Here is a 12,925-nt window from a genome sequence, read left to right as displayed (position 1 = left end):
CGGTCAGTCTCTCTTTTCCCGGGTGTTCCGCTTGCCCCGCCGCGGAGACGGGACGGTGCGGCCCACGATCACGGTACGCCGGGGCGCCTTGGCGGGCACGTTCTCACGGCGGCCGACGATCGCCCGGCGCACGCCGTAGCCGAATGCCGCGACCTTGACCAGGGGACCGCCGAAGGTGGACGCGACGGTCGTCGACAGCGCCGACGCGTTCGACGTGACCTCCTGGACGTCCGACGCGATCGCGTCGACCCGGTCGATCTGGGTCTGTGCGGAGCGCACCGCGCTGGAGGCGTCCGACAGCAGCGGAACGGCTTGGTCGGTCACCTCCGACACCAGCTTGGTGGTCGCCCTGAGCGTCTGGGCCAGCCTCGCCAGTGCGACGGCGAGGAAGGAGACCAGGATCGCCCAGAAGACCGCCACGAGGATCCCGGCCACCTCACCACCGGACACCGTGCGCACCCGCTCCCTGGAACGTGCCTGAACATCAAAAAGTCGTCCCCCGAGCCTATCGCGCCGGGGCGGCCGGTCCGTACCGGATTAGGGCTGTCCGTCGCCGGAATGCGACAGCCCGCCGGCTCGCCCGCCCGTGCGGGCGGAGAGACGGCGGGCTGCTGCGTGGGACGTACCCGTGTTCGCCGAGAAGTGATCAGCGGGCGTAGTACTCGACGACGAGCTGCTCGTCGCAGATCACCGGAACTTCCTTGCGGTTCGGCTCGCGGTCCAGGCGGAACGCCAGGGACTTGAGGTTCACCTGCAGGTAGCGCGGGGTCTCACCGTCGGGGGCGAAGCCACCCTCGCGGGCGATCTGGAAGAGCGTCTTGTCACGGCTGCGCTCGCGGACCATCACGACGTCGTCGGGACGGACACGGAACGACGGCTTGTCGACCTTCTGACCGTTGACCTCGATGTGGCCGTGGACGACCATCTGGCGGGCCTGGTAGATCGTGCGGGCGATGCCCGAACGCAGGACCAGCGCGTCGAGGCGACGCTCCAGCTCGACGATCAGGGCCTCACCGGTCTTGCCCTGGATCTTCGACGCACGCTCGTAGGCGCGCACCAGCTGACGCTCGGAGATGTCGTACTGAGCGCGCAGACGCTGCTTCTCCAGCAGACGGACCTTGTAGTCCGAGTTCTGCTTGCGGCCGCGGCCGTGCTCGCCCGGCGGGTAGGGGCGGGCCTCGAAGTACTTGACGGCCTTCGGGGTCAGCGCGATGCCGAGGGCACGCGACTTCTTGACCTTGGGGCGGGACTGGTTCGCCATGAACCAAACACCTCGTGTTTCTCTGTGGAATCGGCTTCACCAGGGTTAGGGGAGGTCGCATCCGCAGCCGGGGAATCCCTGCGGGTCCACATGGGACCTGCCGGGCAGCCGCTCCCCTGGTCTGGGCACATACGTGCAGCACGCGAGTGGCCCACCTACCTGTGATCCCCGGAGTGACCGAAGGAGGTGGTGGGCTGCCCGCGACACCGTTCGACGGTGCGCGACGCTCCTGGATCCCCGCGCCTGACGGCGACGGGGTTCCGGCTGGTTGTCCCGTTCTGGTGGTGTCCGGCCGGGGCCGGACACGGGACTCAGCACTTCAAGGGATTCTACAGGGTGGCTACGGCTGCTTTCGACGCAGGTGCTTACGGGTCCACTCCACGGCGTCCGCGTACCGCGCCTCCGCCCCGTGCCGGGAGGGCGTGTAGTACTCGCGGTCCTCGAGCGCGTCCGGTGCGTACTGCTGGGCGGCGATACCCTCCGGCAGATCGTGCGGATACACATACCCCTGCGCATGGCCCAGCTTGGCAGCGCCCTTGTAGTGCCCGTCACGCAGATGCGGGGGCACGGGGCCGGCCAGCCCCTTGCGCACGTCCTCCATGGCGGCGCCGATCGCCGTGGTCGCCGAATTGGACTTGGGGGCGAGGGCCAGGGCGATCGTGGCGTGGCTGAGGGTGAGCGCGGCCTCCGGGAAGCCGATCATCGCGACGGCCTGGGCTGCCGCTACGGCCGTCGGCAGCGCGTTCGGATCGGCGAGGCCGATGTCCTCGCTCGCGGAGATCATCAGCCGGCGGGCGATGAACCGGGGGTCCTCCCCCGCCTCGATCATCCGGGCCAGGTAGTGGAGCGCCGCATCGACGTCCGAGCCCCGGATGGACTTGATCAGTGCGCTCGCCACGTCGTAGTGCTGGTCGCCGTCGCGGTCGTACTTCACCGCGGCGCGGTCGACGGTCTCCTCCAGGGTCGTCAGAGCGATCTCCGACTCCCCCTTGTCGAGGGCCGCACCGGCGGCGGCCTCCAGAGCGGTCAGGGCCCGGCGGGCGTCGCCGCCGGCGATCCGCAGCAGATGGTCCTCGGTGTCCTCGGGGAGCGCGACGGCGCCGCCCAGTCCGCGCTCGTCGGTCAGCGCGCGGCGCAGCAGGCCGCGCAGATCGTCGTCCGTGAGCGGTTCGAGGGTCAGCAGCAGGGAGCGGGACAGCAGCGGGGAGATGACCGAGAAGTACGGGTTCTCCGTCGTGGCCGCGATCAGGGTGACCCAGCGGTTCTCGACGGCCGGCAGCAGGGAGTCCTGCTGGGCCTTGCTGAAACGGTGGATCTCGTCGAGGAAGAGGACGGTCTCCTTGCCGTAGCCGCCGGTGGCCCGCCGGGCGCCGTCGATGACCGCACGGACCTCCTTCACGCCCGCGGTGATCGCCGACAGCTCGACGAAGCGCTTGTTGGTGGCCTTGGAGACGACATACGCGAGGGTCGTCTTGCCGGTGCCGGGCGGACCCCAGAGGATCACCGAGGAGGGCCCGGCCGGGCCGCCGTTGCCCTCGCCGACCAGTCTGCGCAGCGGAGAGCCGGGCTTCAGCAGATGCTGCTGGCCCACGACCTCGTCGAGGGTGCGAGGGCGCATCCGGACCGCCAGGGGGCTGCCGGTCGGGTCCTTCTCCTGGCGTTCTTCTGCGGCGGCGGTGAACAGGTCGGGCTCCACGCTGAAACCCTATGTCACCCCACTGACAACGCCGCCGCGCCCGTCGCCCGGTCCGGGGCCCGCCGCGCCGTGGAACCGCTCAGGCCCAGAGCTGACTGCCCCAGCGGGTCAGGATCAGCATGGCGATGATGCCGACGTGGGTGAGCGGCAGGACCCAGGTGAACTCGCCGAGGAAGTTCTTCACCGGGCGCGGGGCCCGCAGGAAGTCGTTGCGGACGTTGAACGACGTCACGTACCAGAACATGGTGATCGTGGCCACCCAGGCCAGCGAGCACCACAGGCACAGCGCGTTGATCCGGTACAGGGACTCGAACTGCAGCCAGGTGACGAAGCCGACGCCGAAGAGCGTGCCGAAGTTGAAGGTGAGCCAGTACCAGCGGGGGAAACGCGTACGGGCAAGCAGGCTCATCCCGACGCAGATCACGATGCCGTAGCAGACGAGGCCCAGCATCGGGTTGGGGAACCCGAAGGCCGCGGCCTGCTTGCTCTCCATGACGCTGCCGCAGGAGACGATCGGGTTGATGCTGCAGCTGGGCGTGAACGTCTTGCCGCTCACCTTGCCCTCGAGGATCTTGAACTTGTCGATCGTGATGACCCACGCGGCGAGCAGACCGGCCGCACCGGTGATCACCAGCAGCAGGGCGAACGCGCGACTGCCGCCCACCGTCCGGGGCGCGTCCGCGCGTTCCGACTCGGTCGACTCGGTGGAGACGTCCTTCACTGTCGTCTTGCTCATCACGTCGATTCCGATACTCGAGGGGTGGACCTGCGGTCAGTGGTCATTGTGCCGCACGTGAGCACGTGTCCACCGTTCGATGGACATAAGGAAGTACGGGTGGCCGCCGCCGAGCGTTCGGTTCCGGCCGGGGGTCGTGGCCAGGGCCACACCCGTGGAAGGGCCCGCGTCGAAGGCCCGAGGCCCGCGCCGCCGCGGGGGACCGCGCTGCCCACCGGGAACACGGGCCGGGCCGGCGGTGTCCTGCGCCCCCCGCGCACCGCGTGTGCCGCGCGCCCGAAAACGCATCATCCCGCTGGGTCAATCGGCGTCCGGGGAATTGACGCTCCGCGCGACGGCCCGGACCGTCCGTGTCGCTGCCGCGTCACCCAGCGCGCATGACGAGGGCCCCGGGGATCGTCCCCGGGGCCCTCGTACGGACGCTCAGCCGAGCCTGGTCTCCAGTTCCGCCACGATCTCGTTCACACCGACCGCGGCCTGCTCCCCGGACTCCATGTCCTTAAGCTGGACCACGCCCTCGGCGAGATCCCGCTCGCCCGCCACGATCGTGTAGCGGGCGCCGCTGCGGTTCGCGTTCTTCATCGCGCCCTTGAGGCCCTTGGCGCCGTACGAGAAGTCCGCCGCGATGCCCAGCTTGCGCAGCTCGGTGACCTTGGCGAAGAGGAGCCTGCGGGCCTCCTCGCCCAGCGGGACCGCGAACACGCTGGTGGACGCGGGCAGTTCGAGCTCGACTCCCTCCGCCTCCAGGGCGAGCACCGTGCGGTCGACGCCCAGCGCCCAGCCGACGGACGGCAGCGAGGGTCCGCCGATCATCTCCGACAGACCGTCGTAACGGCCGCCGCCGCCCACGGCGGACTGGGAGCCCAGACCGTCGTGGACGAACTCGAACGTGGTACGCGTGTAGTAGTCCAGGCCCCGCACCAGCTTGGGGTCGTCCTCGAAGGGCACGCCCGCCGCGGTGATCAGCTCGCGGACCTCCTCGTGGTACGTCTTGCAGGCGTCGCACAGGTAGTCGCGCAGCAGCGGGGCGCCGGTCAGCTGCTTCTGTACGGACTCCCGCTTGTCGTCGAGCACCCGCAGCGGGTTGATGTCGACCCGGCGGCGCGTGTCCTCGTCCAGGTCCAGTCCGCGCAGGAAGTCCTGGAGCGCGGCGCGGTAGACCGGACGGCACTCCTTGTCGCCGAGGCTGTTCAGCAGGATGCGGAAGCTCCGCAGCCCGAGCGAACGATAGGCCTGGTCGGCCAGGATGATCAGCTCGGCGTCGAGGAACGGGTCCTCCGCGCCGATCGCCTCCGCGCCGACCTGCGAGAAGTGGCGGTAACGGCCCTTCTGGGGGCGCTCATAGCGGTAGTAGGAGCCGGAGTACCAGAGCTTGACCGGGAGGTTGCCCGTCTTGTGCAGGTTGGCCTCCAGGGCCGCGCGCAGCACGGAGGCGGTGCCCTCGGGGCGCAGGGCCAGCCTGTCGCCGCCCTTCGTCTCGAAGGCGTACATCTCCTTGGTCACGATGTCCGTGGACTCGCCCACGCCGCGTGCGAACAGCTCGACGCTCTCGAAGCCGGGCGTCTCGATGTACCCGTAGCCGGAGTTGCGCAGCGGGGCCGCGATCGCCTCGCGCACGGCGAGGTACTTTGCGGACTCGGGTGGGATCAGGTCGTACGTGCCCTTGGGGGCCTTGAAGGTGCTCACGAAAGGTCTCGTCACATTCCTCGTCGGGGAGCGTCGTCGACGTTCGCTCCCGGGCCGGCGGCCACCTGTCGCAGATACGGATTGGCGGCGCGCTCCCGGCCGATGGTCGTCTGGGGGCCGTGACCGGACAGCACCACGGTCGAGTCGTCGAGCGGCAGGCACACGCGGGCCAGCGAGTCGAGCATCTCGGCCATGTCACCGCCCGGCAGGTCGGTGCGTCCGATGGAGCCGGCGAACAGCAGATCGCCCGAGAAGAGGATCGGCGGGATGTCCGCCGCCTCGGGCACGCCGAAGGTCACCGACCCCTTGGTATGGCCCGGCGCGTGCGCGACGGACAGCTCCAGACCCGCCAGACGCAGCTTCGCGCCGTCGCTCAGCTCCTTGACGTCGTCCGGCTCGCCCACCGCCAGCTCGCCCATCAGCGGCATCCCGATCGAGCGCCCGAGCGCCTTCTCCGGGTCGCTCATCATGTAGCGGTCCTCGGGGTGGATCCAGGCCGGCACGCCGTGCGCGCCGCACACGGGGACGACCGAGGCCACGTGGTCGATGTGCCCATGGGTGAGGACGACGGCGACGGGCTTGAGCCGATGCTTCTCGAGTGCTTCCTCGACTCCCCGGGCGGCCTGGTGGCCTGGGTCGATGATCACGCACTCCTCACCCGCGGCGGGGGCGACCAGGTAACAGTTGGTCCCCCAGGCCCCGGCGGGGAACCCGGCAATGAGCACGATCGTCCTTCGTTGTGTAGTGCGGGGGTGACTGGCTGTGGGTCAGAGCCTACCGGCGCTGCCGATTCCTCAGCGAACCCATATACGGTACGGGGCACACACGCCTGCGGACGGCACACCCGACGCACGCGTAACCGTCGGCGTACGAGACGCATGAGGAGACAACCCCGTGGTCAGCCAGGATCAGCGGCGGCGACAGCTCGCCCGGGAGAAGTTCTTGCGGCAGCAGCAGCGGCGCACGGAGACGCGGCGCAAGGCACAGACCCGCAACGCCGTGATCGCATCGGTCCTCGGCGTGGTCGTCGTGGGCAGCGTGGTGTCGTTCACCACCGGTGTCTTCACCGATGACGACAAGAAGGCGAACGCGAGCGCGGAGGTGACGCCGAGCGCCTCAGCGCCCAGCAAGGCGCCGGACCCGTGCCAGAAGCCCGCCCCGGGCAAGGTCGAGGCGCTGAACTGGAAGAAGGAGCCGGCGATGACCATCGACACGTCGGCCAAGTACACGATGAAGCTGGCGACCACGTGCGGTGACATCGGCATCGCGATGAAGACGGCCGCGGCCCCGCACACCGTCAACTCCTTCGACTTCCTGGCGAAGAAGGGCTTCTTCGACCACACCAAGTGCCACCGGCTCACCACCAACGGCATCTACGTGCTCCAGTGCGGCGACCCGCAGGGCACCGGCGCGGGTGGTCCCGGCTACACCATCCCGGACGAGAACCTCAAGGACACGAGCCTGAAGGGGAACGTCTATCCGGCGGGCACGGTCGCCATGGCGAACACCGGGCAGAAGCACAGCGGAGGCAGCCAGTTCTTCCTCGTCTACCAGGACAGTCAGTTGCCGCCCAGCTACACGCCGTTCGGAACCATCGACGCGGCGGGCATGAGCGTCCTGAAGAAGATCGCCGCCGCCGGTGAGAACACGGGCGCGGGTGACGGAGCGCCGAACGCGACCGTCGTGATCAACAAGGCGTCGGTGACGAAATCCTGACCGTCAACTGCGAAATTTCGGTCGCGCGGGATGCGGACAGCCGCCCCGCCGGTCGCCTATGTTGGCGGTGACGAAACTGTGGACGATGCCGGGGGCGCTGAGGCACCCCGCAGGCATCATGTGGAGGAGGCGCTGTGAGCAGCGACCCGTGGGGCCGCGTCGACGAGACGGGGACCGTGTACGTGCGAACGGCCGACGGCGAGAAGGTCGTCGGCTCCTGGCAGGCCGGCTCCCCCGATGAGGCGCTGGCCTACTTCGAGCGCAAGTACGAGGGCCTGGTGGTCGAGATCGGCCTCCTCGAGAAGCGCGTCCAGACCACCGACCTGTCGGCGAAGGACGCCCAGATCGCGATCGACCACCTGCGTGAGCAGGTCGAGGCGCACCACGCGGTCGGCGATCTGGACGCGCTGCGGGCACGCCTGGACAAGCTCGTGGGGTCGGTCGATGCGCGCCGCGAGGAGCGCAAGGTGCAGCGCGCCAAGCAGTCCGACGAGGCACGGCACTCCAAGGAGGCGCTGGTCGTCGAGGCGGAGGAGCTGGCCCAGTCCGACCAGTGGCGGGCGGCCGGCGAGCGGCTGCGGGCGCTGGTGGACACGTGGAAGGGTCTGCCGCGGCTGGACCGGAAGTCGGACGACGAGTTGTGGCACCGCTTCTCGCACGCCCGCTCGGCGTTCTCCAAGCGTCGTAAGGCGCACTTCGCGCAGCTCGACGCCCAGCGCGAGGACGCCCGCAAGACGAAGGAGCGGCTGGTCTCGGAGGCCGAGGCACTCTCGGGCTCGAGCGACTGGGGCCCCACGGCTGCGCGCTACCGCGATCTGATGGCCGAGTGGAAGGCCGCGGGCCGCGCCCAGCGTGAGCACGAGGACGACCTGTGGAACCGCTTCCGCGGCGCGCAGGACGTGTTCTTCGCGGCCCGCGGCTCGGTCTTCGCGGAGCGTGACGCCGAGCAGTCCGAGAACCTCAAGCTCAAGGAGGAGCTGGCCGAGGAGGCGGAGAAGCTGCTGCCGATCACGGACCTCAAGGCCGCCAGGGCCGCCTTCCGCTCGATCAACGAGCGCTGGGAGGCGATCGGCCATGTGCCGCGCGACGCGCGCCCGCGCGTCGAGGGCCGGATGCACGCGGTCGACCGAGCTCTTCAGGACGCCGAGGAGAACGAGTGGCGCCGTACGAACCCGGAGGCGCGGGCGCGCGCCGAGGGGCTCACGGGGCAGCTTCAGGCGGCCGTCGACAAGCTGCGGGCCCAGATCGAGCAGGCGCGCACCGCCGGCAACAGCTCGAAGGCCGAGAAGCTGGAGAGGGAGCTGGAGGGCCGTCAGGCGCTGCTGGACCAGGCTCTCAAGGGGCTGCAGGAGTTCGGCGGCTGACCGTTTCAGGGCTCGAACGAAAGGGGCTCCCGTACCTCGTGTACGGGAGCCCCTTTCGTGTGCCGGTCGTGTGCCGGGCCGCAGGACGACTACGACGGCCTGCGTGCCGACGTGACCCGGTAGACGTCGTACACGCCCTCCACGCCCCGTACCGCCTTCAGGACGTGCCCCAGATGCTTGGGGTCGCCCATCTCGAAGGTGAAACGGGAGGTTGCGACGCGGTCGCGGGATGTCTGGACCGCGGCCGAGAGGATGTTGACGTGCTGGTCGGACAGGACCCGGGTCACGTCCGAGAGCAGCCGTGAGCGGTCGAGCGCCTCCACCTGGATCGCCACGAGGAAGACCGAGGACTGGGTCGGGGCCCACTCCACCTCGAGGATGCGCTCGGGCTCCCGCGACAGCGACTCCACGTTGACGCAGTCGGTGCGGTGGACCGACACCCCGCTGCCCCGGGTGACGAAGCCGATGATCGGATCGCCGGGGACGGGCGTACAGCACCGAGCCAGCTTGACCCACACGTCCTCGACGCCCTTGACCACGACGCCCGGGTCCTGGTTGCGGCGCCGCTTGCGGCCGCGGCCCCGGGCCGGCGGAACGGCCTCGTCGATCTCCTCGGTGGCGGCCTCCTCGCCGCCGAGCGCCTGCACCAGCTTCTGCACGACGTTCTGCGCGGCCACATGGCCCTCGCCGATCGCCGCGTACAGGGACGAGATGTCCGGATAGCGCATCTCGTGCGCGAGCGTCACAAGGGAGTCACCGGTCAGGATGCGCTGGATCGGGAGGTTCTGCTTGCGCATCGCCCGTGCGATCGCGTCCTTGCCCTGCTCGATCGCCTCCTCGCGCCGCTCCTTGGAGAACCACGCGCGGATCTTGTTGCGGGCACGCGGCGACTTGACGAAACCGAGCCAGTCGCGGGACGGGCCCGCGCCCGGTGCCTTGGAGGTGAAGACCTCCACCAAGTCGCCGTTGTCCAGGGTGGATTCGAGGGGCACCAGACGGCCGTTGACTCTGGCCCCTATCGTCCGGTGGCCGACCTCCGTGTGGACCGCGTACGCGAAGTCCACCGGGGTGGCACCGGCCGGAAGCGCTATGACGTCGCCCTTCGGCGTGAAGACGAAGACCTCGTTGCGGGACAGGTCGAAGCGCAGGGACTCCAGGAACTCGCTCGGGTCCTCGGTCTCCTTCTGCCAGTCCAGCAACTGGCGCAGCCACGCCATGTCGTTGACGGCGTCCTTGTCCTTGGCGTTCGAACGAGGCGCGTCGGTACGGATCTTGGAGGCGCCCGCGACGGCCTCCTGCTTGTACTTCCAGTGCGCGGCGATGCCGTACTCGGCGCGGCGGTGCATGTCGAACGTGCGGATCTGCAGTTCGACGGGCTTGCCGTTGGGCCCGATGACCGTCGTGTGCAGCGACTGGTACATGTTGAACTTGGGCATCGCGATGTAGTCCTTGAACCGCCCCGGAACCGGGTTCCAGCGGGCATGGACGGTGCCCAGTGCCGCGTAGCAGTCGCGGACCGTGTCGACGAGCACGCGGATGCCGACCAGGTCGTAGATCTCCGCGAAGTCACGGCCGCGGACGATCATCTTCTGGTAGACGCTGTAGTAGTGCTTGGGCCGGCCGGTGACGGTCGCCTTGATGCGTGCCGAGCGAAGGTCGGCCTGGACCTCGTCGGTCACTATGGCGAGGTACTCGTCGCGCTTGGGGGCGCGCTCGGCGACCAGGCGCACGATCTCGTCGTACATCTTGGGATAGAGGATCGCGAAGGCGAGGTCCTCGAGCTCCCACTTGATGGTGTTCATGCCCAGCCGGTGGGCGAGCGGCGCGTAGATCTCCAGCGTCTCGCGCGCCTTCTTCTCCTGCTTCTCGCGCTTGAGGTAGCGCATGGTGCGCATGTTGTGCAGGCGGTCGGCGAGCTTGATCACCAGGACGCGCGGGTCCTTGGCCATGGCGACGACCATCTTGCGCACGGTCTCGGCCTGCGCCGCCTCGCCGAACTTCACCTTGTCCAGCTTGGTGACGCCGTCGACGAGGAGCGCGACGGTGTCCCCGAAGTCACGGCGCAGCTGCTCGAGGCCGTACTCGGTGTCCTCGACGGTGTCGTGCAGCAGTCCCGCCATCAGGGTCGCCGGGTCCATGCCCAGCTCGGCGAGGATCGTCGTCACCGCGAGCGGGTGCGTGATGTACGGGTCGCCGCTCTTGCGCTTCTGACCGCGGTGCCAGCGCTCGGCGACCTGGTAGGCGCGCTCGATCTGGCGCAGCGTCGAGTTCTCGATCTTGGGGTCGTTGCTGCGCACTATCCGCAGCAGCGGCTCGAGGACCGGGTTGTACGGGTTGGCACGCTGTACACCGAGCCGGGCGAGGCGGGCCCGCACACGGTTCGAGGAGCCGGAGCGGGCGGGCGGGGCCGGGGTGGGGCGAACCGCCGCGGAGCGCTCGGCGGGGGCCGGCTTGGGGCGCGACTGCTCGGCGGCCTGGCCGACGGGCGCCGACTGGGCATGCTCGACCGGCCCGTGCGGGGCGTCCTTCGCACTCCGTGCGGGCTTCGCCGCGGCCTTCGACGTCGGCTCGGGCTTGGCGGCGGTCAGTGGCTGGGCCTCGTCTGGCAACAGGGCTCCTCTGCGCGTTCCGGGTCCCCCGGGCAGGCCCCGGAGACCCCATGGTAGCGATCCTGGGCTCCGGGCTCGCCTCCAGTGTGTGGGGACGACCTTCGCTCGTACAAACGCACGAGGCGGGCGCCGGATTCCTCCGGGCCCGCCTCACGGTGTCCTGCGGCCTTCCGCACCCTTGCGCTCGGGTTACCGCAGTGGGTCTCAGACCTGAAGCAGCGCCTCCAGCGGTGCCCCGTCGAGGGCCGGCGCCAGGCGGGTGCGCCCGCCCAGGAAGCCCAGTTCCATCAGCACGGACACACCGGCCACCTCTGCGCCCGCCCGGCGGATGAGCCGGAGCGAGGCCTCGGCGGTGCCGCCGGTGGCGAGGACGTCGTCGACGACCATCACGCGGTCCTCGGCGGACAGGTCCTCGGCGTGCACCTCGATCTCGGCGGTGCCGTACTCCAGGTCGTACGCCTGCCTGAGGGTGGCCCCGGGGAGCTTGCCCGCCTTGCGCACGGGGACGAAGCCGACGCCCGCGCGGACGGCGACCGGGGCGCCGAGGATGAAGCCCCGGGCCTCCAGACCGACGATCTTCGTCGCCCCGTACCGCACGGTCAGCTCCGCCAGCGCCTCGGTGAGTGCGGAGAACGCCGCCGGGTCCGCGAGCAGCGGAGTGATGTCCTTGAACATCACGCCCGGCTCCGGGTGGTCCGGGACGTCCCGGATACGGCTGAGGAGCAGGGTGCGTATGTCGGTCATCGGCGCTTTCCGGAGGGTCGGCCGCGACCGCGGGTGCGCGACGCGGGCTGGTGACGCTGACCCACGACGGCGGGCGCGGCGTCATCCGGCTCGAAGTCGTCCGGGTTCCCGGCCGCAGAATCGTCGAGGGGCTCCTCCGCCGCGGCGGCCTGGGCCCGCTTGGCGAGAACGCGCTTCTTGAGGGCCTTCATCTGCGGCTCGCGCTCCTTGAGGTCGGCGACGAGCGGCGTGGCGATGAAGATCGACGAGTACGCACCGGCCGCGAGACCGACGAAGAGCGACAGGGAGATGTCGTTGAGCGTGCCCGCGCCGAGGAAGCCACCACCGATGAACAGCAGACCGGCGACCGGCAGCAGCGCCACCACGGTGGTGTTGATGGAACGCACCAGGGTGCTGTTGATGGAGCGGTTGGCGACGTCGCTGTAGGTCCAGCGGGTCTGCTTGGTGAGGTCCTTCGTCTGCTCCTTGAGGCTGTCGAAGACGACGACCGTGTCGTAGAGCGAGTAACCGAGGATCGTGAGCAGACCGATCACCGTACCGGGGGTGACCTCGAAGCCGACGAGGGCGTAGATACCGGTCGTGATGGTGATGTCGTGGATCAGCGCGACGAGAGCCGCGACGGCCATGCGCCACTCGAAGGCGATCGCCAGGTAGATCACGACGAGGACCATGAAGATCGCCAGGCCCTGCCAGGCCTTGCTGGCGACCTGCTCGCCCCAGCTGGGACCGACCAGGTCCGCGTTGATCTTCTCGGAGTCGACGCTGAGGTCCTTGGCGAGCTGGTCCTTGATCTGGTCGGCCTTGCCGGTGTCGACACCGGCGATCTGGATGCGCAGACCGCCCGTGCCGAGCTTCTGCACGACCGCCTGGTGACCCGCGGAGTCCTCCGCGAACGTCTCGGCCTGCGCGACCGAGACGCTGGTCTTCGGGGTGGTGAAGACGGCACCGCCCTGGAACTCGATGCCCATGTTCAGGCCGCGCACCGTCAGGCCGAGGATGGCCGCGAGGGTGATCAGGATCGAGACGCCGTACCAGATCTTGCGATTGCCGACGAAGTCATAACCGACCTCGCCTCGGTGGAGCCTGGCGCCGAGGTTGCCGAGCTTGGACATC

Annotated in this window: 11 protein-coding genes; 2 read left to right on the top strand and 9 right to left on the bottom strand. The window is 69.5% G+C overall.

The genetic code is table 11. The annotated features are described in order from the left end of the window. Positions 1 to 3 precede the first annotated feature (3 nt). The 6 genes from RCR19_RS30520 to RCR19_RS30495 form a co-directional block, all read right to left on the bottom strand. Complete coding sequence (locus tag RCR19_RS30520) at positions 4 to 459, bottom strand: DUF948 domain-containing protein (protein ID WP_059125555.1); 456 nt, start codon at positions 457 to 459, stop codon at positions 4 to 6. Positions 460 to 646: 187 nt separating this feature from the next. Further along, entirely contained in the window at positions 647 to 1,261 is a 615-nt protein-coding gene (gene rpsD, locus RCR19_RS30515) for a 30S ribosomal protein S4 (protein WP_059125556.1), read from the bottom strand. 340 nt (positions 1,262 to 1,601) lie between these two features. Then, positions 1,602 to 2,957 (bottom strand): replication-associated recombination protein A, encoded by a 1,356-nt coding sequence (locus RCR19_RS30510; RefSeq protein WP_331268041.1) that lies wholly within the window; start codon positions 2,955 to 2,957, stop codon positions 1,602 to 1,604. Between the two features lie 79 nt (positions 2,958 to 3,036). Continuing rightward, positions 3,037 to 3,693, bottom strand: a complete 657-nt coding sequence (locus RCR19_RS30505) for a vitamin K epoxide reductase family protein (protein WP_115975001.1) — start codon at positions 3,691 to 3,693, stop codon at positions 3,037 to 3,039. A gap of 423 nt (positions 3,694 to 4,116) precedes the next feature. Beyond that, positions 4,117 to 5,379, bottom strand: a complete 1,263-nt coding sequence (gene hisS, locus RCR19_RS30500; protein WP_331268040.1) for a histidine--tRNA ligase — start codon at positions 5,377 to 5,379, stop codon at positions 4,117 to 4,119. A gap of 11 nt (positions 5,380 to 5,390) precedes the next feature. Next, entirely contained in the window at positions 5,391 to 6,104 is a 714-nt protein-coding gene (locus RCR19_RS30495) for an MBL fold metallo-hydrolase (RefSeq protein WP_331268039.1), read from the bottom strand. 169 nt (positions 6,105 to 6,273) lie between these two features. Here RCR19_RS30495 and RCR19_RS30490 point away from each other — a divergent pair, with 169 nt between their 5' ends. Together RCR19_RS30490 and RCR19_RS30485 are read left to right on the top strand one after the other, a co-directional pair. After that, positions 6,274 to 7,095, top strand: a complete 822-nt coding sequence (locus tag RCR19_RS30490; protein WP_331268038.1) for a peptidylprolyl isomerase — start codon at positions 6,274 to 6,276, stop codon at positions 7,093 to 7,095. Positions 7,096 to 7,229: 134 nt separating this feature from the next. Further along, positions 7,230 to 8,459: a DUF349 domain-containing protein gene (locus RCR19_RS30485; protein WP_331268037.1), complete on the top strand. Its 1,230-nt coding sequence runs from the start codon at positions 7,230 to 7,232 to the stop codon at positions 8,457 to 8,459. 89 nt (positions 8,460 to 8,548) lie between these two features. Here RCR19_RS30485 and RCR19_RS30480 read toward each other — a convergent pair whose 3' ends face one another. From RCR19_RS30480 to secF, 3 genes are all read right to left on the bottom strand, one after another. Further along, complete coding sequence (locus RCR19_RS30480; RefSeq protein WP_331268036.1) at positions 8,549 to 11,068, bottom strand: RelA/SpoT family protein; 2,520 nt, start codon at positions 11,066 to 11,068, stop codon at positions 8,549 to 8,551. A gap of 204 nt (positions 11,069 to 11,272) precedes the next feature. After that, positions 11,273 to 11,812, bottom strand: a complete 540-nt coding sequence (locus RCR19_RS30475; RefSeq protein ID WP_331268035.1) for an adenine phosphoribosyltransferase — start codon at positions 11,810 to 11,812, stop codon at positions 11,273 to 11,275. After that, positions 11,809 to 12,924 carry a protein translocase subunit SecF gene (gene secF, locus RCR19_RS30470; protein WP_331268034.1) on the bottom strand — a complete coding sequence of 372 codons (1,116 nt, stop codon included), beginning with the start codon at positions 12,922 to 12,924 and terminating at the stop codon, positions 11,809 to 11,811. The genes RCR19_RS30475 and secF overlap by 4 nt, the downstream gene beginning before the upstream one ends. Position 12,925: the final 1 nt, after the last annotated feature.

This window comes from Streptomyces sp. WAC07094 (assembly GCF_036320405.1).
In the GTDB taxonomy this organism is placed as follows: Bacteria; Actinomycetota; Actinomycetes; order Streptomycetales; family Streptomycetaceae; genus Streptomyces; species Streptomyces lannensis.
The sequence above is the reverse complement of the archived record's forward strand: the minus strand, read 5'-3'. Positions and strand labels throughout refer to the sequence as shown.

Bases quoted from the DNA above. Each gene is read 5' to 3' on its own strand.
- rpsD (WP_059125556.1), bottom strand. From the start codon at position 1,261: ATGGCGAACCAGTCCCGCCCCAAGGTCAAGAAGTCGCGTGCCCTCGGC.
- RCR19_RS30505 (WP_115975001.1), bottom strand. From the start codon at position 3,693: ATGAGCAAGACGACAGTGAAGGACGTCTCCACCGAGTCGACCGAGTCG.
- RCR19_RS30475 (WP_331268035.1), bottom strand. From the start codon at position 11,812: ATGACCGACATACGCACCCTGCTCCTCAGCCGTATCCGGGACGTCCCG.
- secF (WP_331268034.1), bottom strand. From the start codon at position 12,924: ATGTCCAAGCTCGGCAACCTCGGCGCCAGGCTCCACCGAGGCGAGGTC.